Genomic DNA, 22346 nt, shown 5'->3' with positions numbered 1-22346 from the left:
TGACGTGACTGACACTATTGACCCCACCCCCGTGGCTCGTCGGCGAAAACTCGCGCGGGTCACGGGGAGTGTGGGGCCGCTCGGAATCGGAGTGGCCACTCTGTGGCTCTCCGTGATCGTTCTGCTTCCGCTCGCCGCGTTGACCGCCACCGCGTTCGACGAGGGGATCTCCGGATTCTGGGACGCCGTCACCGCACCCGTCGCCTTGGCGTCGTTGCGCGTGACGTTGTTGGTCTCGGTGATCGTGGCATTGATCAACGTCGTGATGGGCACGATCATCGCGTGGGTGCTGGTCCGGGACGACTTCCCGGGCAAGCGCATCGTCAACTCGATGATCGATCTGCCGTTCGCGCTACCGACCATCGTGGCATCGATCGTGCTGCTGTCCCTCTACGGCCCGCAGTCACCGATCGACATCCATCTCAATGCAACCCAGCCCGGACTGATCGTGGCATTGGCCTTCGTGACCTTGCCGTTCGTCGTCCGTTCCGTGCAGCCGGTGCTGATGGAGGTCGACCGCGAAGTCGAGGAAGCCGCCGCGTCGTTGGGAGCTTCCAACTGGACGATCTTTCGCTCGGTTGTTCTCCCGACGTTGGCGCCTGCCGTCATCTCCGGTGCGGGCCTCGCGTTCGCCAGAGCGATCGGTGAATACGGCTCGGTCGTTCTGATCGGCGGCAACATCCCACGCGTGACACAGATGACGTCGCAGTACATTCAGCAGCAGATCGAGATCGATCGTCCGACCAACGCCGCTGCCGTCTCGGTAGCGTTGCTGGCCATCGCATTCGTGACGCTGTTCGTCCTGCGAATCTTCGCATCGCGGGGACAGCGACGTGAGGAGAGTTCCCGATGAACGTGTCCAGAGGATCGAAGATCGGTCTACGGACCATCGCTCTCGTCTACCTGTTCGTGTTGTTGGTCGTGCCGATCGGTGTGATCCTGACTCGAACGTTCGAGAACGGAATCGGCCCGTTTCTCGAATCGATCACGACACCGGCAGCGATCTCCGCGTTGAATCTTTCGCTGATCATCGTGGCGATCGTGGTCCCGATCAACGTCGTGTTCGGTGTGGTCACCGCTCTGGCACTCGTGCGTGGTCGGTTCCCGGGCCGCGGAGTTCTGCAGTCGGTGGTCGACCTGCCCTTCGCGGTCTCGCCCGTCGTCGTCGGTGTGTCGTTGATTCTCCTGTGGGGTGCCAACGGTTGGTTCGGCGGCATCGAATCGTTGGGGTTCAAAGTCATCTTCGGGTTGCCAGGCATGGTGATCGCGACGATTTTCGTGACGCTGCCCTTCGTCGTCCGGGAAGTCGAACCCGTACTTCACGAGATCGGCGACGAGCAGGAACAAGCAGCCGCGACGCTCGGTGCCTCGGGCTGGCAGACGTTCTGGCGGATCACCTTGCCCGCGATCCGTTGGGGCCTGACGTACGGAATCGTGTTGACGGTGGCGCGTTCGCTCGGTGAATTCGGCGCAGTCATCATGGTCTCTTCCGGCTTCCCGGGGGTATCCCAGACACTGACATTGCTGGTGCACTCGCGATACATCGACGACCACAACACCTTTGGTGCGTATTCGGCGGCAACGCTGCTGATGGGCATCGCCATCATTGTCCTGTTGCTGATGACGCTGCTGGACCGTAAGAGGAGCACCACATGATCACAGTGACCGGGGCCCGCAAGAACTACGGTGATTTCGCGGCGCTCGACGACGTGACGGTCAACATTCCCTCGGGTTCGTTGACGGCATTGCTCGGGCCCAGTGGCTCGGGAAAGTCGACGTTGCTGCGTTCGATCGCAGGGCTCGAAGAACTCGATTCGGGAACCATCACCATCGCAGGCAAGGACGTCACCGGCGTGTCGCCGCAGAAGCGTGACATCGGTTTCGTGTTCCAGCACTACGCGGCGTTCAAGCACATGACGGTGCGGGACAACGTGGCGTTCGGGCTCAAGATCCGCAAGCGCCCGAAGCCGGAGATCGAGAAGAAGGTCAACGAACTACTGGGGATCGTCGGTCTCGACGGCTTTCAGCATCGGTACCCCGCGCAGCTCTCCGGCGGTCAGCGTCAGCGCATGGCGTTGGCACGCGCTCTGGCTGTGGATCCGCAGGTGCTCCTGCTCGACGAGCCCTTCGGCGCGCTCGACGCGAAGGTGCGTGCCGACCTGCGCACGTGGTTGCGTCGCCTGCACGACGAGGTGCACGTCACCACCGTCCTGGTCACCCACGACCAGGAAGAGGCTCTCGACGTCGCCGACCGCATCGCGGTGCTGAACAAGGGGCGGATCGAGCAGATCGGTGAACCTGCCGACTTGTACGACCGCCCGTCCAACGACTTCGTGATGTCCTTCCTCGGATCCGTCGCGAAGCTCAACGGGCAGTTGGTCCGTCCGCATGACATCCGTCTCGGCCGGGATCCGAGCATGGCTCTCGCGCAGGAATCCGGAACGGCCGAGTCGCTCGGCGTCACACGCGCAACAGTCGAGCGCGTCGTGTATCTCGGCTTCGAGGTTCGAGTGGACCTGCGCAACGAGGCAACCGGCGAGCTCTTCTCGGCTCAGGTCACGCGCGGTGACAGTGCAGCGCTGCACCTCGAGGCGGGGGAGACGGTGTACGCGCGTGCTACCCGGGTGCCGGATCTGCCGGAGAACCCGGTGTCGACGCCGGTGCAGGAGCCGGTCACGGTGAGCGTGGTCGGCCAGGTATGACCCGCTCGCCCTGTTTGACCTGTTGTACCCCCACTCCTGTTTGAGCGAACGGCACTTTCGGCCTCCTGATGGCGCCGAAAGTGCCGTTCGCTCAGAGCAGGTGGTCGGGCAACAGCGAGACGAGTTCAGCCCTCTCGGCAGACGAGGACCGGGCACTGGGCGTGGTGGATGAGGCTCTGACTGGTCGATCCGACTATCGACGCCATGAACGGGCTGCGGCCGTGGCTACCGACGACTACGAGTTGCGCTTCCGCCGAGTGCTCGAGCAGTGCCTTCATCGGTCCGCTGCGCTGGACACTGCGGGTGACTTCGACATCGGGGTACTTCTCCGTCCAGCCGGCGAGGCACTCGGACAGCAGTGCATGCTCATGCTGTTCGTACGGTCCCCAGTCGACGAAGCGCCTGGCTTCGGAGTACCCGCCCAGCGAGGCGTGCTCGTTCCACGTGTGGACCGCAACCAAAGGTGCGCCGAGGAACGCGGCAAATTCGAAGGCATGCGCGACGGCGAGTTCGCTGAGCTTGCTCCCGTCGACGCCGACGACGACGGGCCTGGTGTCGGCCATCGCGTGATCACCCGTACCGCGGAATACGGCCACGGGACAGTGCGCACGGTTGACCACCCGAATGGTGTCGGATCCGAGAAACACGGACTGCATTTCGCTGGTACCGGCCTGACCCAGTGCAACGATGCGAGCCGACTTCGAGAGTTCGACGAGTGTGGTTGCGGGAGTACCGGTCACGAGGCCACGTTCGACGGTGACGTCGGTGTGATCATCGCGGATGGCGTCCTCGGCCTCGTCGAGCAGTTTTGCACCCTCGACGCGAAGGTGGTGGTCGAACATCTCTTCGTCGGTGACGTTGGTACCGCCACCGGACTCGGGTTGTCCTGGCAGCACGTGGGTCAGGCGAAGTGGTTCGTCGAATCTCTTTGCAGCCGAAGCTGCCCACCTCGCGGCGTTGACCGCGCTTGCCGAGCCGTCGATACCGGCCACGATTCCGTGTCGAACAGATGCACTGGTCATGGAAGTCTCCTCGCGTCGCCTCCTTACCAGTGTGTCCCTGCTCACCCCCGGTTCGCTACAAACCGGTCAGCTCCCGTGGTGCGAGAACGTCGGTGGGCACTGCCGCGCGAGATCGACGCGGGCGCAACGACAACAGAGCGGTGATGAATCCGTTACCGGACAGTGTCAGTTCCACGTTCTTCAACACGGTTCGGCGCATCAACGCGAGCAGGGCCGCGACGCCGGTGACGGCCATCCACATAGGCAGCGGGTACAGCGTCAGGCGTTCACCAAGGCCGAAAGTGAGGGTTCGTCCGAGAAGCAGTACGGCACCGACGATTCCGGTAGCCGCGCACAGCCCTGACCACACTGCGATCCATTTGCTGTGCTTCCAGAATTGAATTGCCATGAGGACGAGAACGGCATGACGTGCGACGAAGCCGGGAAGTACGGCGGTCCAATGAACGAAGGTCCCGTCGTTCGCCGGGAAGAGGCCGGTGGCCGCGGTGCTCAATGCAACGACGACGGCAAGACCGAGAATCCACTTCTTCGCACGACCGTCCGGAATGTACTTGTGCAGCAAGGCCGCACCGAGGATGGTGAGCGCACCGAGGATCATGAAGGCCGCGTTCATCACGTCGTGCATCGGCGAACATGAATCCACGCTGCATGTCGTCACGCCCAGCGAACTGATGGAGTCGCGCGCGAAGCTGTACGGCGTCTTCCATGCTCCGGCTGTGAAGATTTCGACAAGCAGGTAGAGCACCGACAGGACCCATGCGATGCCGGCTGTGCCGAGGCGAAGATTGTGAGTGATGGTGTTCCCTCTCGCGGCGCTCTGAGGGGATTGCACCCAAAGATCTGTTTCGCAGGCGAAGGAGGTACCTTCGCGAGCTGGACAGATCCAACACTACGGTAACAATCTGATAACGGCCTGTGAAACCGAATCAGGCGGAGCGGACCAGACGGCCGGGTAGTGCATCAGCGACTTGTCGGTAACGGTCGATCATCGTTTCGATCAGTAGAGAGTGCCCACCGATCGTGTCGGCGAAACGCGCGCGCGGACATGCAGTTGCTGCGGCAGCGCTGAGTCGATCGGTCAGTAGGCCGGGAGCCAAGAACCACGGCGCGACGACAACACGTTCGGCGCCGTCCTGCTCGAGTGCGGAGATCGCCTGGGTAACTGTCGGTTCCGCGGATGTCGCGAAACAGATTCGAACGCCCGACCAGTTGGTTCCGCCGAGGAGAGTGGACGCCAATTCTGCGGTCGCGGCATTGGCGCGCGCGTCGGACGAGCCGACTGCCGCAAGAGCGACACCGACCGACGGATCGTCCGGCCGGGCACCCACTTCGAGAATTCGCTCGCGTACTGCCTCGATCAGCCGAGCATCGCGACCCAGCACGTCTGCTTGGAACACGGTCAACTGGGGGTGGCGTGTCGCGGCAGCGGCCAAGAGTCCGGGCAGATCTACCCGGGCGTGGAAGGCATTGCCCAGCAGCATCGGAACAACAACGGCGTGAGTGTGGCCGTCGTGTGCAACTCCGTCCAGGACCTGATCGATGGACGGTGCATTGAGGTCGAGGAACGCCAGCCGGACATCGAGGTCTGGCCGGACTTCACGAAGAGCTGCCACAGCAGCCGCGATCACCCGAGCAGAACGGGGGTCACGGCTGCCGTGCGCAACAGCGATGAGCGGAACCATCGACTTAGACGCGCTCGCCCAATTCGACAGCGGAAATGACGTCGCCCACCAGGCCGGCTGCGAGAGTGTTTCCACCAGCGGGATCGATCAGCAGGAAGCTGCCGGTGTGGCGGTTGACGGCGTAGTCGTCAGCCACGATCGGCTCGGCCACCCGGATCGAGATCTTGCCGATCTCGTTGAGCTCGAGAGTGTCCGGGCCCTGATCCGTGGTGAGGTCCTGCTCGTTGAAGCGTTCCACCAAGCTGCCCACGATGGCCTGCGTCGTTCGCGTGCCGTGCTTGAGCAGCAGACGTGCACCGGGGCGCAGCGACTTCTCGGCCAGCCAGCAGACAGTGGCGTCGAATTCGCCGATCGGCTCGGGTGCGTCGGACGGCGATGCGATGGTGTCGCCGCGTGAGACGTCGACGTCGTCGGCCAGGATCAGCGTGACGCTGCGTCCGGCGTGGGCGACGTCCAGTTCGCCGTCGGCCGTGTCGATACGTGTGACGGTGGTGCGCGTACCCGAGGGCAGGATCACCACTTCGTCGCCGGGCACGACGGAACCGGCAGCGACCTGACCGGCGTAGCCGCGGTAGTCGAGGAACTCTGCGGTGCGGGGGCGGATCACGTACTGCACCGGGAAACGCAGACCGACGCGATGTGGCTCGGCGTCGACCGGAATCGACTCGAGGTGCTCGATCAGCGTGGGGCCGGTGTAGTACGGGGTCTTGTCGGAGCGGATGGCGACGTTGTCACCGTGCAGTGCCGACACCGGGATCTCGACGACGTCTTCGCTTGCCCAGCCAAGTGAGCTGGTGAGTTCGTTGAACTCGGCGGAGATCGAGGTGAAGACCTCTTCGGGGTTCTCGACGAGGTCGATCTTGTTCACGGCGAGAACGAGCTTCGGGACACCGAGCAACGCGAGAACCGCTGCGTGCCTGCGAGTCTGCGCGATGACGCCCTTGCGAGCATCGACCAGCAGGATCACGAGCTGAGCCGTCGAGGCACCGGAGACAGTGTTGCGGGTGTACTGCACGTGGCCCGGTGTATCGGCGAGCACGAAGGTGCGCTTGGGGGTCGCGAAGTAGCGGTACGCCACGTCGATGGTGATGCCCTGCTCACGCTCGGCGCGCAGTCCGTCCACCAGGAGCGAGAGGTCAGGGGTGTCGAGACCGCGGTCCACCGACGCACGGGTCACGGCGTCGATCTGGTCGGCGAGAACGGATTTCGTGTCGTACAACAGGCGGCCCACGAGGGTGGACTTTCCGTCGTCGACGCTGCCGGCAGTTGCCAGTCTGAGCAGATCGCTCATCAGAAGTAGCCCTCTCGCTTGCGGTCTTCCATGGCCGCTTCGGAAACTCGGTCGTCGCCACGGGTCGCGCCGCGCTCGGTCAAACGCGATGCCGCAACCTCGGCGAGGATCGCTTCGTTGTCAGCCGCATCGGAGAGAACAGCACCGGTGGTCGAACCGTCGCCGACGGTGCGGTATCGCACCGAAAGGGTCTGCAGCTCTTCGCCGTCAGCCGGCCCACCCCAGACTCCGGGGGTCATCCACATGCCGTCGCGCTGGTACACCGGACGCTGGTGGGCGTAGTAGATGCTGGCGAGTTCGACGTTGTCGCGAGCGATGTAACGCCAGATGTCCAGTTCGGTGAAGTTGCTGAGCGGGAAGACGCGCACCTGCTCGCCGGGGGAGTGGCGACCGTTGTACAGGTTCCACAGCTCCGGGCGCTGCTTCTTGGGATCCCACTGGCCGAAAGCGTTGCGCAGTGAGAAGATCCGCTCCTTGGCACGTGCCCGCTCCTCGTCGCGGCGAGCGCCACCGAAGACGGCGTCGAAGCGATTCTCCGAGATCGCGTCCAGCAACGGCACGGTCTGCAGAGGATTGCGGATACCGTCGGGACGCTCGGTGAGGCGGCCGTCCGCGATGTACTCCTCGACGCTGGCCACGTGCAGGCGCAGGTTGTACTTGGCCACCACGTGGTCGCGGAAGTCGAGGACTTCCTGCAGGTTGTGGCCGGTGTCGACATGCAGCAGGGTGAACGGCAACGGCGCAGGCCAGAAGGCCTTGATCGCCAGGTGCAGCAGCACGGTGGAGTCCTTACCGCCCGAGAAGAGAATGACCGGGCGTTCGAATTCGCCGGCCACCTCTCGGAAGATGTGGATCGCTTCGGACTCGAGGGCGTCGAGAGTATCGAACTGTGTGCCGTCGAGCTGAGGCCGTGAAGGTGTCAAGTCAACTGTCATGATGCGTGCAACCCGCATTCTGTCTTGGAGGCACCGGCCCAACGACCGCTACGCGGATCGCTGCCGGGGGCTGGCTTGCTGGTGCAGGGTGCGCAGCCGATGGACGGATATCCCTCGTCGACAAGGGGATTGACGAGGATGGAATTGGTGTCGATGTAGTTCTGCATCTCCTCGTCCGACCAGGGAGCGATCGGGTTGATCTTCACGAGTCCGAAGGCTTCGTCGAAGGAGATCAGGGGAGCGTTGGCGCGGGTGGGCGCTTCGACGCGGCGGATGCCGGTCACCCACGCGCTGTACCCGGACAGTGTCTGCTTGAGCGGCGCGACTTTGCGTAGTGCGCAGCAGCGGTTGGGATCACGGGCGAACAGATCCTTGCCCTCGGCGACATCCTGCTCGGCGACGCTTGCCAGCGCACGAGCGTTGATGACGTTGACGCCGTACACCTGCTCGACCGCGTCACGCGTGCCGATGGTTTCGGGGAAGTGGTAGCCGGTGTCGAGGAATAGGACGTCGACGCCCGGATGCACCTGTGCGGCAAGGTGAACCAACACCCCGTCCTGCATGTTCGACGCCACGATGTACGAGTCACCGAACGTGTCCTCGGTCCACTGCAACAGTTCCTGCGCGCTGGCTCCGTCGAGTTCTACTGCACCGCGCTCGGCGATGGACCGAAGCTCGTCGGCAGTTGCTCGCGAAATGTCCACTGTCATCGCAAATCTCCTTCGTCTGCGCGCACTGCCCATTCGGCGAACCGTTCACCTTCGTTGCGGTTCTTGACGAACTGACGTACGACGCGGTCGATGTAGTCACCCATCTCGACGCTGGTGACCTTGTGCTGGCGCAGCTTGCGTCCGAAGGCGCTGTCGAATCCGAGGCTGCCTCCCAGGTGAACCTGGAAACCCTCGACTTGATTCCCCTCACCGTCGTCGACGAGTTGGCCCTTGAAGCCGATGTCGGCGATCTGCGAGCGAGCGCAGGAGTTGGGGCAACCGTTGATGTTGATGGTGATCGGCACGTCGAGCTGGCTGTTGATGTCGGCAAGACGCTGTTCGAGTTCGGGCACGAGCACCTGCGAACGCTTGCGGGTCTCGGCGAACGAGAGCTTGCAGAACTCGATGCCGGAGCAGGCCATCAGGTTCTTGCGCCAGTGCGACGGACGGGCGGGAAGACCCAGCGCGTCGAGATCGGCGATGAGCGGCTCGAGCGTCTCGTCGGCGACGTCGAGGATGATCAGCTTCTGGTACGGAGTGAAGCGGATCCGGTCGCTGCCGGCCTTCTCGGCGGCGTCGGCGACCTGAGCCAGGATGTCTCCCGAGACGCGGCCGGCGATCGGAGCGAAACCGACTGCGTTGTGGCCGTTGCGGGTCTTCTGGATACCGACGTGATCGATCGGACGCTTGGGCTTCTCGGGCGCGGGGCCGTCGATGAGCGGACGCTTCAGGTACTCGGTCTCGAGAACCTCGCGGAACTTCTCGATACCCCAGTCCTTGACGAGGAACTTGAGCCTGGCCTTCGCGCGCAGACGGCGGTAGCCGTAGTCACGGAAGATCGAGACGACGCCCTCCCAGACATCGGGGACCTCGTCGAGCGGAATCCACGCGCCGACGCGCTGCGCCAGCATCGGGTTGGTGGACAGTCCGCCGCCGACCCAGAGGTCGAGGCCCGGGCCGTGCTCGGGGTGGTTCACGCCGATGAAGGCGATGTCGTTGATCTCGTGAACAACATCCTGCTGACCGGAGATAGCGGTCTTGAACTTGCGCGGCAGGTTGGAGTACTTGGGGTCGCCGATGTAGCGGCGCACGATCTCGTCGATCGCCGGGGTGGGATCGAGGACCTCGTCGAGCGATTCGCCGGCCAGGGGAGAACCGAGGACGACGCGAGGGCAGTCACCGCACGCTTCGGTGGTCTTGAGCCCGACGGCTTCGAGGCGCTTCCAGATCTCCGGGACGTTCTCGACCTCGATCCAGTGGAACTGAACGTTCTCACGGTCCGACAGGTCGGCGGTGTTCCGGCCGAATTCCTTCGAGATACCGGCGATGGTGCGCAGTTGCTCGACGTTCAGAGCGCCGGCGTCGCAACGCACGCGCATCATGAAGTACTTGGCCTCGAGCAGGTCGATGTTCTCGTCGCCGGTGAAGGTGCCGTCGTAGCCTTCTTCGCGCTGGGTGTAGAGACCCCACCAGCGGAAGCGGCCGCGAAGGTCGCCCTTGTCGATGCTGTCGAAGCCCTGCTTGGAGTAGATGTTCTCGATGCGGGCCCGAACGTTGAGCGGGTTGTCGTCCTTCTTGGCCTGCTCGTTGGCGTTGAGAGGCTCGCGGTAACCGAGGGCCCACTGACCTTCGGCGCGACGCTTGGCGGGACGCGCAGCGCGTGCAGGCCGGGCTTCGGCAGCTGCCGAATCGGCGGGTGTGGCGGCGTCGGTGGTCGACGTCATCGATGAACTCCTGGATCTGGGCGGTTGATCGGCACGCGGCACGCACTATCGATGAACTGTGGCGGTGTCTGATCGGGACGCACCGGTCCGTGTCGGAAATCGAGGGGGCTGTCCTCGGTCTCGGAAAGCTCGCGGCCGGCAGGTGTGCTCACGAAAACGAACAGCTGGAGAAGCTGCGTCCCTGAAAAGGCATGTCTCTGCAGAGAGTGTTTCGGTGAAGCAGATGGAGATGAGCGGGAAAGGCTGGAAGATCAGTGAAAGATCAACAGCTACACAGGTGCAGACACGACGAGCTGCACACACGCTTGAAGTCGACATGGCGACGCGCCACAAGTCGCACTCCGAGTCCGGTCATGCGGACCATTGTGCCACGTCAACTCGATAATTCCGACTCGGGCGCATATTTCCACGAAAAACGGGGGAAATATCGAGTTCAAGCCATACGCCGACCTGCATCGCAGGCTGAATAGGTGTGCGTTCCGGATGCTGGGACACTGGAGGTGTGAATGCCACCAGCACGACTCCCACTCGACAGAGCGAGGCGACGCCCTTCGCCTTGCCCGCGCGATCGCTCGAGGGTGTCGGGAAACGGCCGTTCGGGATCTACATCCACGTCCCGTTCTGTGCCACCAGGTGTGGGTACTGCGATTTCAACACCTACACGGCCGGAGAGCTCGGAACTTCCGCCTCGCCGCAATCGTGGTTGGAAGGTCTGCGGCGCGAACTCGATCTCGCGGCCGAGATGACGGGCGCCCCGGCGGCGGAGACCGTGTTCGTGGGCGGTGGAACGCCGTCGCTGCTCGGTGGTGACGGATTGGCCGACGTGCTGTCGGCGGTGCGGAGCAGCTTCGGCCTGGCGTCCGGCGCCGAAGTAACCACGGAATCGAACCCCGAATCGACGTCGCCGGAGTTCTTCGGTGCTCTCCGCAGTGCCGGATTCACCCGGATTTCCCTCGGCATGCAGTCGGCCGCCCAGCACGTGCTGAAGATCCTCGACCGCACGCACACCCCCGGTCGCGCCGTCGCTGCCGCGAAAGAGGCTCGCGCAGCTGGTTTTTCGCACGTGAATCTCGATTTGATCTATGGAACCCCGGGGGAGCGCGATCAAGACCTGGACGCCTCACTCGATGCGGTCCTCTCCGCCGATGTCGATCACGTCTCGGCCTACGCGTTGATCGTCGAGGACGGCACCGCCATGGCTCGCAAGGTCAGGCGCGGCGAGCTGCCCGCCCCGGACGACGACGTGCTGGCCTCGCGGTACGAACGAATCGATTCACGCCTGTCCGAGGCAGGCTTGCGGTGGTACGAGGTCTCCAACTGGGCAAAGGCGGAAACCGCGGACTCCGGTGACACCCGGTGCCGTCACAACCTCGGCTACTGGGACGGCGGTGACTGGTGGGGTGCCGGTCCGGGCGCGCACAGCCACGTCGGCGGAGTGCGGTGGTGGAACGTCAAGCACCCGGCGCGGTACGCGGAACAGTTGGCGCTCGGCGAACTTCCCGTCGGCGGCAGCGAAGAACTGACCGCCGAGGACGAACACATGGAGCGCGTCATGCTGACCGCACGGTTGCGTACGGGACTTCCGTTGTCGGAACTGTCTGCATCCGAACGTCTTTCGGTCGAACAGGTGGTAGTCGACGGGTTGGCCGTGATCGAGAACGATCACGTGGTTCTCACCGACCGTGGTCGCCTGCTCGCCGATGCGGTGATTCGCACGATCCTGACCTGACGCGCAACCATCCTTCGCCGCGTAACGTGGCCGTGGTGGCCATCATTCATCGTGCGCAGCTGAATCCGTCCAAGAACGACCTGCTCCGAGCGTGGGTGCCCAAGCAGCCGTGGCTCGGGTCGGTCGACTGTTCGACGCTCGAACGCGTCGACGCCTATCGTTTCGACGACCCGGACGGCGAGGTCGGAATCGAGACGCACCTGATGCGCTCTGCCGACGGTCGAATTCTTCAGGTCCCGCTCACTTATCGTGGTGCTCCGCTGGACGGGGCGGAGACCGCACTGATCGCAACCATGGATCATTCGGTACTCGGCGAACGGTGGGTTTACGACGCATGCTGTGATCCGGTCTACGTCAGCGCGGTGGCGACCGCGATTCTGACCGGTGGGGCCGGAGTCGAACTGGTCTTCGCGGACACCGCCGATCACATCCCCGTGACGGCTCACGTAGTAGGCAGCGGTACGGCCCACTCTTCCGTACCGGCAGTCGAATCGGTGACCTGCTCGACAGTCGGCACCGACACGATCATCCGCGCGGGAAGCCTGGAACTGACTGTGGCGAGAGTGATCGACGCAGATCGAGTCTCGGACTCGGAGACGCTCACCGGAACCTGGCCGGGGCAAACGACACCTGCGTTGCTCGTGACTATCGCCTGAGCGTCAGCGGACTCCCTCGATGACACCGGGCATCGCGTCGAAGTCGAAGACACGCGCGTGCAGCACGACGCGGTTTCGCAGGGCCGAACGAACCGCTCGGTGCAGACCGTCCTCGAGGTAGAGAGTGCCGCGCCACTGCACTGCGTGCGGGAACAGATCGCCGTAGAAGGTCGAGTCCTCCGACAGCAGGCGATCGAGTTCGAGGACCTTCGTGGTGGTCACGATCTCGTCGAGTCGAACCTGACGTGGAGGGAACTTCGACCAGTCGCGTAGAGACAGTCCGTGATCGGGATACGGTTTGCCGTCCATCACGCCTTTGAAGATCATGTGCCGCCTTGTCCATGGTTGTGCGATCGACCTTTCGCCGATCTCACTCCACAGTAAGGGCAACAGCCGTCTCTGGCGCTCGGGCGATTAGACTGCCAGTGGAAACCGATGTGTAAATGTCGGTGTTCGTTCTTTTCAGGAAACGGAGGTGGCAACGATGTCGAGTACCGACGACAGGCGTTTCGAGGTCTTACGTGCAATCGTGGCCGATTACGTCTCCACCCAGGACCCGGTGGGATCCAAGGCACTGGTCGAGCGTCACAACCTCGGAGTGTCGAGCGCCACTGTGCGCAACGACATGGCATTCCTCGAGGCCGAGGGCTACATCGCCCAACCGCACACCAGTTCCGGCCGCGTCCCCACCGACAAGGGATACCGCGAATTCGTCGATCGCATCGCCGACGTCAAGCCCATGTCCGGGCCCGAGCGTCGAGCGATCCTCGAGTTCTTGGAGTCGGGTGTCGATCTCGACGACGTTCTGCGTCGTGGTGTGCGACTGCTCGCGCAACTGACCCGTCAGGTCGCGGTTGTCCAGTACCCGTCGCTGTCCGCGTCGTCGGTTCGCCACCTCGAGGTGGTCGCGTTGACGCCGGCGCGCCTGCTTCTCGTTCTCATCACCGATTCCGGCCGCGTCGATCAGCGAATCGTCGAACTCGGAGACGTCCTCGAAGACGAAGACCTTTCCCGGTTGCGCACGCTTCTCGGCGGAGCACTGGAAGGCAAGCGCCTGGCCGCCGCGTCGATTGCCGTGGCGGAACTGGCCGACGAGTCTCCGGCCGACCTTCGCGACGCCGTGATCCGCTCGGCAACGGTTCTGGTCGAGACCCTGGTCGAACATCCGGAAGATCGTCTCGTTCTGGGCGGAACCTCGAATCTCACGCGCAACGCCGCCGATTTCTCCGGTCTGGCCGGCTTCCCCGGTTCGCTGCGCGCTGTGCTCGAAGCACTGGAAGAGCAGGTAGTGGTCCTCAAACTGCTCGCTGCGACGCAGAACTCCGGCACGGTCACCGTTCAGATCGGTGAAGAGACGCAGGTCGAACAGATGCGCGGAACCTCTGTGATTTCGACTGGCTACGGCGCGGCCGGTACCGTTTTCGGTGGTGTCGGTGTGCTCGGACCCACTCGGATGGACTATCCGGGAACAATTGCATCGGTTGCCGCCGTTGCCAGATACATCGGCGAAGTTCTCTCCGAGCGATGACGGACGTCGACATTCGTCGGCACGCCTCCTCGCGAGGACTGAGGAAAACCTAGAAGTAAGAGAAGGACGAGAGACTCAACGTGGCACGGGATTACTACGGATTGCTCGGCGTCGACAAGAACGCGACAGACCAGGAGCTCAAGCGCGCTTACCGCAAGCTGGCACGCGAACTGCACCCGGACGTCAACCCTGACGAGGCGGCGCAGGCCAAGTTCAAGGAGATCTCGACGGCCTACGAGGTCCTGACCGACCCGGAGAAGCGTCGCATCGTCGATCTCGGCGGAGACCCGCTCGAGTCCGGTGGTGGCGGCGGTGGTGGCTTCGGCGGCGGATTCGGTGGCGGCGGCCTCGGCGACGTCTTCGAAGCATTCTTCGGCGGCGGTGGCGGCGCAGGTCGTGGGCCGCGCGGTCGCGTTCAGCCCGGAGCCGACTCGTTGCTTCGCACCAAGCTGACCCTCGCAGAATGTGCGACGGGAGTCAGCAAGCACGTGACCGTCGAGACGGCCATTCTGTGCGACAGCTGCACCGGAGCCGGAACCAACGGCGACTCCAAGCCTGTCCGCTGTGAGACCTGCAACGGTGCCGGCGAAGTTCAGTCCATCCAGCGCTCGTTCCTCGGTCAGGTCATGACCTCGCGTCCCTGCCCGACGTGCCGCGGTGCCGGTGAGACCATCCCGGATCCCTGCCACAAGTGTGGCGGCGACGGCCGAGTTCGGGCCAAGCGTGACATCACCGTGAAGGTTCCCGCGGGCGTCGCCGGTGGCATGCGCATCCGTTTGACCGCGCAGGGTGAAGTGGGCCCGGGCGGCGGACACCCCGGCGACCTCTACGTCGAGATCGTCGAGCAGCAGCACGACGTCTTCGTTCGAGACGGTGAAGACCTGCACTGCACGATCCGCGTTCCGATGGTCGACGCAGCGCTCGGTACGACTGTCACCGTCGACACCATCATCGACGGCCCCAAGGAAATCACCATCGAGCCAGGCACCCAGCCCGGACACGTTGCTGTTCTTCGCGGTCATGGCATGCCGAAACTGCGGTCGGGAGTGCGCGGCGACGTGCACGCTCACCTCGAGGTGGTCATCCCGAGCCGTCTCGATCACAAGCAGTCCAAGCTGCTCAAGGAATTCAAGCTGCTCCGCGATCGTGACGAGGCCGAGGTTGTCTCGACGGCCTCGCAGAACAGCGGTGGATTGTTCTCGCGTCTTCGCGAAGCATTCAGCGGCCGCTGACGGTGGCCGCAACGGTCTTCTTTCTCGACCCGGTTCCCGGCGTCGGTGAAATCGCAGTTCTGGACGGACAGGAGGGTCGCCACGCGGCCACTGTCCGCCGGATCGGCGTCGGTGAGCGATTGGTGTTGGCCGACGGCCGAGGCCGGGTAGCCGACGCCGAGGTGACGAGCGTCGGCAAGGACCGCCTGGAACTGTTGGTCAGTGACGTTCAGGTTCTCGAGCAGCCCAAGCCGTTGGTGACCCTCGTTCAGGCACTTCCCAAGGCCGAGCGTTCCGAGTTGGCCGTCGAACTGGCGACCGAGGCGGGGATCGACGCGGTGATCCCGTGGCAGTCCTTGCGTTGTGTCGCCAAGTGGGAGGGCCCCAAGCTCGCCAAGGGCGTCGCACGCTGGCGAAGTGCGGCAGTGTCTGCGGCAAAGCAGTCCAGACGCGCGTTCGTCCCGGAAATTGCGGAACTGCACAAGACGCCGGCGGTGATCGCGTTGGTTCGTGACGCCGTTGCCCGTGGCGCTGTGGTTGCGGTGCTTCACGAATCGGCGACGACGCCGTTGGCCGGTTTGCCGCTGGCGAGCGCGGACGAGGTATTTCTGGTTGTCGGTCCCGAAGGTGGGCTCGACGATTCGGAGATCAGCGCGTTGTCGGAGGCCGGGGCCACTCCGGTGCTTCTCGGCCCGACGGTCCTGCGCACGTCGACCGCCGGGGCTGTTGCTCTGGGCGCGATCGGAGTGCTGACCGATCGCTGGGGACCACGGCCACTGCACTGATCTTGTTGTGATCCCGAGCTGAATCGGATCCGGCGCTCAGCGAAGTGTCAGATTTGCGCACTATCGTAAGGACGTCGGGGGTCGCCTTCGGCGTGAGTTGGTTCGGGGATTTCAGGAGGCCAGATGTTGTCACGTGCGCATATGCGAATCGTTGGAGCGGTGTGTGCCGCGGCGGCGTTGATGCTCGTCGCGGGGTGCACGGTCTCCACCGGAGACAACACGGGTTCCTCCAGCAGCGCCGTCACCACTACCCCGACCAGCGAGGCTCTCGTCACCGTCACCCCGGCGGACGGCGGAACTCCGGTGAGTCCACTCGACCCCATCGAGGTCCAGGTCGCGAAGGGAATACTGACGACCGTCGCGCTGACCAACCCCGAGGGTAAGGAAGTCGCCGGTATCACCACGCCGGACAAGACGTCCTGGAAACCGAGCGAACAACTCGGATACGGCAAGACCTACAAGCTGGTCGTCGACGCCGTCGACGCGAACGGTGTTGCCACGACCAAGAACACGACGCTGACCACCGTCGCGCCGAGTAACCAGACCCGGGCGTACATCAACACCACCGGTGGCGCCTCGATATCGGACGGTGGCACGTACGGTGTCGGCACCGTCGTCGCCGTTCATTTCGACGAGTTGATCGGTGACAAGGCCGCGGCCGAGAAGTCTCTGCTGGTCACAACCAATCCGCCCGTACAGGGATCGTGGTACTGGGTCGACGGTCAGAACGTTCACTGGCGACCGCAGAACTACTACGCACCAGGCACGACGGTCTCGGTGAACGCGAACATCTACGGCAAGCAGCTCGGCAACGGACTGTACGGCCAGCAGGACGACACCGTGTCCTTCAAGATCGGCGACTCCCACGTCTCGGTCGCCGACGACAACACCAAGATGGTGACCGTCTACGAAAACGGTCAGGTGATCAAGGAAATGCCGACCTCGATGGGAATGGGCGGCACCGAGACGATCGGCGGCACGACGCTCTCGTTCTGGACCCAGCCCGGCACGTACACCGTGATGGACAAGGCAAATCCCGTCATCATGGATTCGTCGACCTACGGTCTGCCGATCAACTCGCGCCTCGGCTACAAGGAATCCATCAACTGGGCCACCCGCATCAGCACGGACGGTATCTATCTTCACGAGTTGGAGAGCACCGTCTGGGCGCAGGGAAACACCGACACCTCGCACGGTTGCCTCAATCTCAGTGCGGCCAATGCCAAATGGTTCTTCGATTTCTCGCAGCCGGGAGATGTCGTCGAGATCAAGAACACCGGCGGCGCTCCGCTGGAGGTGTGGCAGAACGGCGACTGGACCCTTTCCTGGGCAGACTGGGCCGCAGGCAGCGCCCTCGCCTGAGATAGATTTCCTCGGTGCCTCGATTCAAGATTCCGTACGGCCGACACGAGCAGCAGTTCGGGCATCTCTACGTTCCCGACGGAGTCGCTGACGGCCCGATCCCGGTCGTCATGCAGATCCACGGCGGCTTCTGGAGCGGGCAGTACGGATTGACTCTGGGCACCGCATTTGCCGTCGAACTCGCGCGGCACGGCGTCGCGGTGTGGAACATCGAATACCGCCGTCTCGGGGCGGGCGGTGGTTGGCCGGAGATGTCCGCCGACGTGAAAACGGCGTACGACGAAATCCCCGGACTGGTTGCCGGGAAGTCCTCGGCCGAATTGGATCTGAATCAGATTCGCTTGCTCGGGCATTCGGCCGGAGGACATCTTGCAGTGTGGCTGGCGGGGGAGAAGGACACGTTCACCCGGCCTGAACGGGTCATCGCACAGGCGGCCGCACTCGATCTGGCGTCGGCAGGCGAGCGTGGACGACGGATCAGCTTCATCGAGGATCTGTTCGGCGTTCCGTTCGACGCGGACCCGGATCTGTATCGCAGTGCGTCGCCGCAGCATCGATTGCCGATCGGCGTCCCCGTTGTGTGCGTCACGGGTGCGGAGGATCTGCAGGTGCCGGCCAAGGTGAGCTCCCGGTACGCGAAAGCCGCGGAAGCGGCTGGTGATCCCGTGGCACTGCGTGTGATCGAGGGCGAAGGACACGACGCATTTCTCTCACCCTCGACCGAGTCGTGGCGGGTCTCCCGTGAGTTGGTTCTCGCCGAAGACCCGCTGGCTCCGAGCACGTCAGACTGACGCGGGGTCTACTTCCACAGGGGCCTTCTTGCCCGGCAGGATGAACGCCACGACAACTGCCCCCACGAACAGTGCAAGACCGCCCGCCCAACTGGCCGCCGAAATCGCGTCGGCGTAGGCACTGCCTGCGGCGTCGAGCAACGGCCCTGCCTGAGCTGCAGCCAACGGGTTGCCTGCCATCTCTTCGGCGACCAACGAAGCGCCGCCGACGGATTCGCCCGACACCTCCATCGCGTACGCGGCCTGTTGTGCAAGTTCGCCCGTCAACTGCGGAACCTGCATTCCATCGATGAATCCGGCAATCGAATCCTTGTAGCTCGCAGCGAGGATCGAGCCGAGGATCGCGATACCCAGCGAGCCGCCGAGTTCGATGGCGGTGTCGTTGAGGCCACCCGCAGCACCGAGATCGTCCTCGGAGAAGTTGTCCATGATGGCGTCGGTGGCCGGCGGTTCGCTGAGACCGATGCCCAGGCCGAGCAGGATCAGTGGGACTGCGAACATCCAGTAGCCCGAATCGCCGTCGACCTGCGTGAGAATCAGAACGCCGATCGCGGCGACCACCATGCCGCCGACGATGGACGCCCGGACGCCGATCAGCGGAGTGATCCGCCCACTGACAACGGCGCCGATCGAAACGGCAATTGCCAAGGGCAGCAAACGAACACCGGTTTCGAGTGCGCCGTAGCCGAGGATGAACTGGAACTGCTGTGAGATGAAGTAGATGGCGCCGAAGGCGGCCAGGAACAGCAGAAGTACGGCGAGCGTCGCGCCGCCGACCATGCGCTGGCCGAGCTTACGGACGTCGAGCAGTGGCTGCGGGTGACGCAGTTCCCAGACGACGAACGAGACGAGGCCGATCGCAGCGAGTACCGCGGCACCGATGGGTCCGCCGGTCCACCCGAAGTGGAATCCGTTGATGATCGAGTACACGAGCGAGCCGATGGTGACCACCGAGAGTGCGCCGCCGATCCAGTCGATCCGGCCCAGGTGCTCGGCCTTGCTCGGCGGCACCAGAATTACGGCGGCGACGGCAGCGACTGCGGCGATCGGGACGTTGATCAGGAAAGTGATGCTCCAGGAATGACTGTCGAGAATCCATCCGGCCAACAGCGGACCGAGTGCAATCGCGAGACCCGACGTCGCCGCCCACGCCGCGATGGCGCGTGATCGCTCCGCTTTGGGAAAGGTAGCGACCAGAAGCGAAAGCGTCGCGGGCATGATGATCGCGGCGCCGACGCCCATGATCATTCGTGCCGCGATGACGGCGTTGGTGGTGTCCGCGATGCTGCCGAAGACGGCGCCGCCGGCGAACACGGCGAGTCCGGCGAGAAGTGCGCCGCGGCGACTGTACTTGTCACCGATCACGCCGAACAGCAGCATCAATGCGGCGTAGGGGACGGTGTAGCCGTCGATGACCCATTGAAGTTGCGTGCTGGTGAGGCCGAGGTCTCTGGTCATGTCCGGCGCCGCGACGATCAGCGCGGTATTCGCCATCACGACGATCAGCAGACTCAGGCACAACACCCCGAGCGCGGCCCACCGCCGTGAGTACGGCTGGTCCATCTCCGAGACAGGTTTGCTCATGAGTGTCGTCATGACGCGACTCCGTTCCTGATGATCGAAGACACTCCTCGATCTATTTGCACACTGATGTGTAAGTTAATAACTTGCACACCGATGTGCAACTATGATTGACCTAGATCACAGTTGGGCAGTCGAAAGAGGTGGAACGCGCGTTGACGCATTCGGGCACAGTCGTTTCGGGAACTGCCGAATCGGGCGGACGGCAGCGTCGTAGTCAGGCCGCGGCCAATCGCAATCGCATCATCGAGGCGGCGATCACGGCGTTCGCTGCTGATCCGGATGCGAGCATGGACGATGTCGCAAAGGCTGCCGGTGTGGTCAGGCGAACCGTGTACGCGCATTTCGACAGCCGAGAGGCGCTGATCAACGGCATCGTGGACGAGGCGTCGACCGATCTCGTAGCTGCGCTGAGCCAAGCCGGCGAGCCGCCCGAGCGCCCGGATCTGGCGACTGCCGTACTGGCATTGCTGTCATGGCCGGTCGGTGATCGCTTCCGGATGCTGCTCAGCTTTGCTCGCAAAGAGTTGGGGGAGCAGCGGATTCTCGATCTGATGGAGCCCGCGCGTGCCGTGAGTATCAGCGTCGTCGAGCGCGGTCAGCGTGACGGAACCTTCTCGAAATACCTGCCGGCCGAGACTCTGGTAGCGATGACCGAGGCGATCACGATCACTTTGTTCGATCAGGCCAACAGTGGGCTCATCACGGACTCGGGCGAATCCTTTGCCGCCGTGTGCCTGGTCATCGCGGGTATCAGTCCGGACAGAAGCTCCGAGATCGTCGCCGAAGCGTCGGAGTGGATCCGCGAATCGCTGCCGTCCGGTCGCCGCGAGGATTAGGCCGGGACGATTAACAAGTGGGCCGTGTCCGACTCTGGCGCTAGACTTCGAAGTATCGAGGCTCACGAGTCGAGTGGGCTGATCGGACCAGAAAGCAGGCCATATTCACCACGTGAGTGAACACAGTGAACTCGACGGGAACCGTGTAACCACCATCACCGAGCGCGCTCTGCCCGCAGAGCGCACCGTCCGTTCGAGTATGGATCTGGCGCCGGAGACCGTGCGTCAAATCCTGGGGGCGACGGACGAGAATCTCACCGCGATAGAACGTGAGCTTCGTGCCGACATTCATGTACGTGGCGGAACCATCTCCTTGTCGGGGACGGCTGCAGACGTGGCGCTGGCAGAACGTGTGTTCAGTGAATTGGCGTCGCTGGCCGGTCGGGGGCAGCCCATTGCCCCGGACGCTGTTCGACGAACCATCGGCATGCTCACCAACGAGGTCGGCGAGTCTCCGGCCGAGGTGCTCTCCCTGGACATTCTTTCGCGTCGGGGCAAGACGATTCGGCCGAAGACCCTCAACCAGAAACGCTACGTCGACGCCATCGACGAGAACACCATCGTGTTCGGAGTCGGCCCGGCCGGTACCGGCAAGACCTACCTCGCCATGGCCAAGGCCGTTCAGGCGTTGCAGGCCAAGCAGGTCTCTCGGATCATCTTGACCAGGCCGGCAGTCGAGGCCGGCGAGCGACTGGGCTTTCTGCCCGGCACGCTGCACGAGAAGATCGATCCGTATCTCCGCCCGCTGCACGACGCATTGCACGACATGATGGATCCCGAGGCGATTCCGAAGTTGATGCAGGCCGGAGTCATCGAGGTCGCTCCGCTCGCCTACATGCGTGGCCGGACGCTCAACGACGCCTTCATCATCTTGGACGAAGCGCAGAACACCACGGCCGAGCAGATGAAGATGTTCCTGACCCGCCTCGGGTTCGGTTCCAAGATCGTGGTCACCGGAGACGTGACCCAGGTCGATCTGCCGGGCGGGGCCCGTTCGGGTCTGCGCGCGGCATCCGAAATCCTCACCGGGATCGACGATATTCATTTCGCCACTCTCGACAGCAGCGACGTCGTACGTCATCGGCTGGTCTCTCACATCGTCGACGCTTACGAGCGTCACGAATCGGATCGGTCCGGCGAGTTGGCGGTCGGAAACCGGGCGCAGCGCCGCGCTGCACATGCTCATTCACCGCGACGGTAGGCTGAGCGACGCATCAACCCCTACTTTTCCCAGGAAAGAGCGTCGCACATGAGCATCGAGGTCTCGAACGAATCGGGCATGGACATCTCCGAACCGGAGTTGATCAGCGTTGCCCGTTTCGTGATCGCTCGGATGGATGTCCATCCGGCGGCCGAGCTGTCGATGGTTCTCGTCGACTCCGCGACGATGGCGGATCTGCACGTTCGCTGGATGGACCTGCCGGGTCCGACCGACGTCATGTCGTTCCCGATGGACGAACTCGAGCCGGGTGGCCGTCCCGATTCCCCCGAGCCGGGGCCGTCGATGCTCGGCGACATCGTGCTGTGTCCGTCTTTCGCCGCGGATCAGGCTGACAAGGCCGGGCATTCACTGGCTCACGAACTTGCCCTCCTGACCGTCCACGGTGTGTTGCACCTTCTCGGCTACGACCATGCGGAGCCGGAGGAGGAGAAGGAGATGTTCGGCTTGCAGAACAGCCTCCTCGAAGAGTGGTACGAAGACCTTCGCCGTATCGACCGCGAAGCAGCACTGGCCGAACGCGATCAGAAGCTGCTCGGTAAGACCGGTTTCGTCGACGGAGTGGACCGATAACAGTTA

General features: G+C 63.7%; 22 protein-coding genes. 13 read left to right on the top strand and 9 right to left on the bottom strand.

Translation table 11 applies throughout. The features are described 5' to 3' along the window. Positions 1-4 precede the first annotated feature (4 nt). Genes cysT through ACVZUB_RS18480 form a run of 3 tightly spaced genes read left to right on the top strand, consistent with a single transcriptional unit; the run spans position 5 to position 2702 of the window. The gene (gene cysT, locus ACVZUB_RS18490; protein WP_030536617.1) at positions 5-853 is read left to right on the top strand and encodes a sulfate ABC transporter permease subunit CysT; all 849 of its coding nucleotides are present in this window, start codon (positions 5-7) and stop codon (positions 851-853) included. Next, a complete protein-coding gene (cysW, locus tag ACVZUB_RS18485) occupies positions 850-1656 on the top strand; it encodes a sulfate ABC transporter permease subunit CysW (protein ID WP_003944503.1) in 807 nt (268 codons plus the stop codon). Before cysT ends, cysW begins: the two co-directional genes overlap by 4 nt. Then, positions 1653-2702 (top strand): sulfate/molybdate ABC transporter ATP-binding protein, encoded by a 1050-nt coding sequence (locus ACVZUB_RS18480; RefSeq protein WP_081558036.1) that lies wholly within the window; start codon positions 1653-1655, stop codon positions 2700-2702. The genes cysW and ACVZUB_RS18480 overlap by 4 nt, the downstream gene beginning before the upstream one ends. 125 nt (positions 2703-2827) lie before the next feature. Here the strand turns inward: ACVZUB_RS18480 and ACVZUB_RS18475 are convergent, their stop codons facing one another. The 7 genes from ACVZUB_RS18475 to ACVZUB_RS18445 all read right to left on the bottom strand — a co-directional run bounded on the left by ACVZUB_RS18475 (position 2828) and on the right by ACVZUB_RS18445 (position 10066). Beyond that, complete coding sequence (locus tag ACVZUB_RS18475) at positions 2828-3724, bottom strand: universal stress protein (RefSeq protein ID WP_064689230.1); 897 nt, start codon at positions 3722-3724, stop codon at positions 2828-2830. Between the two features lie 55 nt (positions 3725-3779). Then, the gene (locus ACVZUB_RS18470) at positions 3780-4556 is read right to left on the bottom strand and encodes a DUF998 domain-containing protein (RefSeq protein ID WP_030536614.1); all 777 of its coding nucleotides are present in this window, start codon (positions 4554-4556) and stop codon (positions 3780-3782) included. Between the two features lie 94 nt (positions 4557-4650). Further along, positions 4651-5406 carry a sirohydrochlorin chelatase gene (locus ACVZUB_RS18465; protein WP_054782398.1) on the bottom strand — a complete coding sequence of 252 codons (756 nt, stop codon included), beginning with the start codon at positions 5404-5406 and terminating at the stop codon, positions 4651-4653. 4 nt (positions 5407-5410) lie between these two features. Beyond that, on the bottom strand, positions 5411-6697 hold the full coding sequence (locus ACVZUB_RS18460) for a sulfate adenylyltransferase subunit 1 (RefSeq protein WP_020969973.1): 1287 nt from the start codon (positions 6695-6697) through the stop codon (positions 5411-5413). Further along, positions 6697-7632, bottom strand: coding sequence for a sulfate adenylyltransferase subunit CysD (cysD, locus tag ACVZUB_RS18455; protein ID WP_007731054.1), 936 nt, complete (start codon positions 7630-7632; stop codon positions 6697-6699). The genes ACVZUB_RS18460 and cysD overlap by 1 nt, the downstream gene beginning before the upstream one ends. Beyond that, on the bottom strand, positions 7629-8342 hold the full coding sequence (locus tag ACVZUB_RS18450) for a phosphoadenylyl-sulfate reductase (RefSeq protein ID WP_042924073.1): 714 nt from the start codon (positions 8340-8342) through the stop codon (positions 7629-7631). The genes cysD and ACVZUB_RS18450 overlap by 4 nt, the downstream gene beginning before the upstream one ends. Next, positions 8339-10066, bottom strand: a complete 1728-nt coding sequence (locus tag ACVZUB_RS18445) for a nitrite/sulfite reductase (protein ID WP_063316224.1) — start codon at positions 10064-10066, stop codon at positions 8339-8341. The genes ACVZUB_RS18450 and ACVZUB_RS18445 overlap by 4 nt, the downstream gene beginning before the upstream one ends. Positions 10067-10568: 502 nt before the next feature. Between ACVZUB_RS18445 and hemW the strand changes: the two genes are divergently transcribed. Both hemW and ACVZUB_RS18435 read left to right on the top strand, forming a co-directional pair. Continuing rightward, positions 10569-11795: a radical SAM family heme chaperone HemW gene (gene hemW, locus ACVZUB_RS18440; protein WP_482627627.1), complete on the top strand. Its 1227-nt coding sequence runs from the start codon at positions 10569-10571 to the stop codon at positions 11793-11795. A gap of 35 nt (positions 11796-11830) precedes the next feature. Further along, positions 11831-12451 carry a CG0192-related protein gene (locus ACVZUB_RS18435; RefSeq protein WP_054782177.1) on the top strand — a complete coding sequence of 207 codons (621 nt, stop codon included), beginning with the start codon at positions 11831-11833 and terminating at the stop codon, positions 12449-12451. A gap of 3 nt (positions 12452-12454) precedes the next feature. Here ACVZUB_RS18435 and ACVZUB_RS18430 read toward each other — a convergent pair whose 3' ends face one another. Beyond that, complete coding sequence (locus tag ACVZUB_RS18430) at positions 12455-12778, bottom strand: type II toxin-antitoxin system VapB family antitoxin (protein ID WP_003944521.1); 324 nt, start codon at positions 12776-12778, stop codon at positions 12455-12457. A 157-nt stretch (positions 12779-12935) separates the two neighbouring features. Here ACVZUB_RS18430 and hrcA point away from each other — a divergent pair, with 157 nt between their 5' ends. The 5 genes from hrcA (at position 12936) to ACVZUB_RS18405 (ending at position 18128) form a co-directional block, all read left to right on the top strand. Further along, on the top strand, positions 12936-13979 hold the full coding sequence (gene hrcA, locus ACVZUB_RS18425) for a heat-inducible transcriptional repressor HrcA (protein WP_003944583.1): 1044 nt from the start codon (positions 12936-12938) through the stop codon (positions 13977-13979). 80 nt (positions 13980-14059) lie between these two features. Beyond that, a complete protein-coding gene (gene dnaJ, locus ACVZUB_RS18420; protein ID WP_003944460.1) occupies positions 14060-15211 on the top strand; it encodes a molecular chaperone DnaJ in 1152 nt (383 codons plus the stop codon). A gap of 2 nt (positions 15212-15213) precedes the next feature. Beyond that, positions 15214-15975 (top strand): 16S rRNA (uracil(1498)-N(3))-methyltransferase, encoded by a 762-nt coding sequence (locus tag ACVZUB_RS18415; RefSeq protein ID WP_003944495.1) that lies wholly within the window; start codon positions 15214-15216, stop codon positions 15973-15975. 123 nt (positions 15976-16098) lie between these two features. Then, positions 16099-17337, top strand: a complete 1239-nt coding sequence (locus ACVZUB_RS18410) for a L,D-transpeptidase (protein WP_482627626.1) — start codon at positions 16099-16101, stop codon at positions 17335-17337. A gap of 14 nt (positions 17338-17351) precedes the next feature. Continuing rightward, entirely contained in the window at positions 17352-18128 is a 777-nt protein-coding gene (locus ACVZUB_RS18405) for an alpha/beta hydrolase family protein (RefSeq protein WP_042924086.1), read from the top strand. On the opposite strand, the gene ACVZUB_RS18400 is transcribed toward ACVZUB_RS18405, so the two are convergent. After that, the gene (locus tag ACVZUB_RS18400) at positions 18120-19724 is read right to left on the bottom strand and encodes an MFS transporter (RefSeq protein WP_054187677.1); all 1605 of its coding nucleotides are present in this window, start codon (positions 19722-19724) and stop codon (positions 18120-18122) included. The two genes, ACVZUB_RS18405 and ACVZUB_RS18400, sit on opposite strands and share 9 nt — an antisense overlap. Positions 19725-19852: 128 nt before the next feature. Between ACVZUB_RS18400 and ACVZUB_RS18395 the strand changes: the two genes are divergently transcribed. The 3 genes from ACVZUB_RS18395 (at position 19853) to ybeY (ending at position 22340) form a co-directional block, all read left to right on the top strand. After that, positions 19853-20548 carry a TetR/AcrR family transcriptional regulator gene (locus ACVZUB_RS18395; RefSeq protein ID WP_007731067.1) on the top strand — a complete coding sequence of 232 codons (696 nt, stop codon included), beginning with the start codon at positions 19853-19855 and terminating at the stop codon, positions 20546-20548. A gap of 112 nt (positions 20549-20660) precedes the next feature. Beyond that, positions 20661-21749, top strand: coding sequence for a PhoH family protein (locus ACVZUB_RS18390; RefSeq protein ID WP_003944580.1), 1089 nt, complete (start codon positions 20661-20663; stop codon positions 21747-21749). Positions 21750-21797: 48 nt separating this feature from the next. Next, on the top strand, positions 21798-22340 hold the full coding sequence (ybeY, locus tag ACVZUB_RS18385) for an rRNA maturation RNase YbeY (RefSeq protein WP_003944525.1): 543 nt from the start codon (positions 21798-21800) through the stop codon (positions 22338-22340). The last annotated feature ends 6 nt before the right edge of the window (positions 22341-22346 follow it).

Source organism: Rhodococcus sp. OS5 (genome assembly GCF_056837585.1).
Note: the sequence above shows the minus strand (reverse complement) of the source record. Positions and strands in the feature narration are given on the sequence as shown.

Excerpts from the sequence above, each read along its gene's own strand:
- cysW (WP_003944503.1), top strand. The coding sequence starts at position 850 with ATGAACGTGTCCAGAGGATCGAAGATCGGTCTACGGACCATCGCTCTC.
- ACVZUB_RS18480 (WP_081558036.1), top strand. The coding sequence starts at position 1,653 with ATGATCACAGTGACCGGGGCCCGCAAGAACTACGGTGATTTCGCGGCG.
- ACVZUB_RS18475 (WP_064689230.1), bottom strand. The coding sequence starts at position 3,724 with ATGACCAGTGCATCTGTTCGACACGGAATCGTGGCCGGTATCGACGGC.
- ACVZUB_RS18465 (WP_054782398.1), bottom strand. The coding sequence starts at position 5,406 with ATGGTTCCGCTCATCGCTGTTGCGCACGGCAGCCGTGACCCCCGTTCT.
- ACVZUB_RS18460 (WP_020969973.1), bottom strand. The coding sequence starts at position 6,697 with ATGAGCGATCTGCTCAGACTGGCAACTGCCGGCAGCGTCGACGACGGA.
- cysD (WP_007731054.1), bottom strand. The coding sequence starts at position 7,632 with ATGACAGTTGACTTGACACCTTCACGGCCTCAGCTCGACGGCACACAG.
- ACVZUB_RS18450 (WP_042924073.1), bottom strand. The coding sequence starts at position 8,342 with ATGACAGTGGACATTTCGCGAGCAACTGCCGACGAGCTTCGGTCCATC.
- ACVZUB_RS18445 (WP_063316224.1), bottom strand. The coding sequence starts at position 10,066 with ATGACGTCGACCACCGACGCCGCCACACCCGCCGATTCGGCAGCTGCC.
- ACVZUB_RS18430 (WP_003944521.1), bottom strand. The coding sequence starts at position 12,778 with ATGATCTTCAAAGGCGTGATGGACGGCAAACCGTATCCCGATCACGGA.
- hrcA (WP_003944583.1), top strand. The coding sequence starts at position 12,936 with ATGTCGAGTACCGACGACAGGCGTTTCGAGGTCTTACGTGCAATCGTG.
- ACVZUB_RS18410 (WP_482627626.1), top strand. The coding sequence starts at position 16,099 with ATGTTGTCACGTGCGCATATGCGAATCGTTGGAGCGGTGTGTGCCGCG.
- ACVZUB_RS18400 (WP_054187677.1), bottom strand. The coding sequence starts at position 19,724 with ATGACGACACTCATGAGCAAACCTGTCTCGGAGATGGACCAGCCGTAC.
- ybeY (WP_003944525.1), top strand. The coding sequence starts at position 21,798 with ATGAGCATCGAGGTCTCGAACGAATCGGGCATGGACATCTCCGAACCG.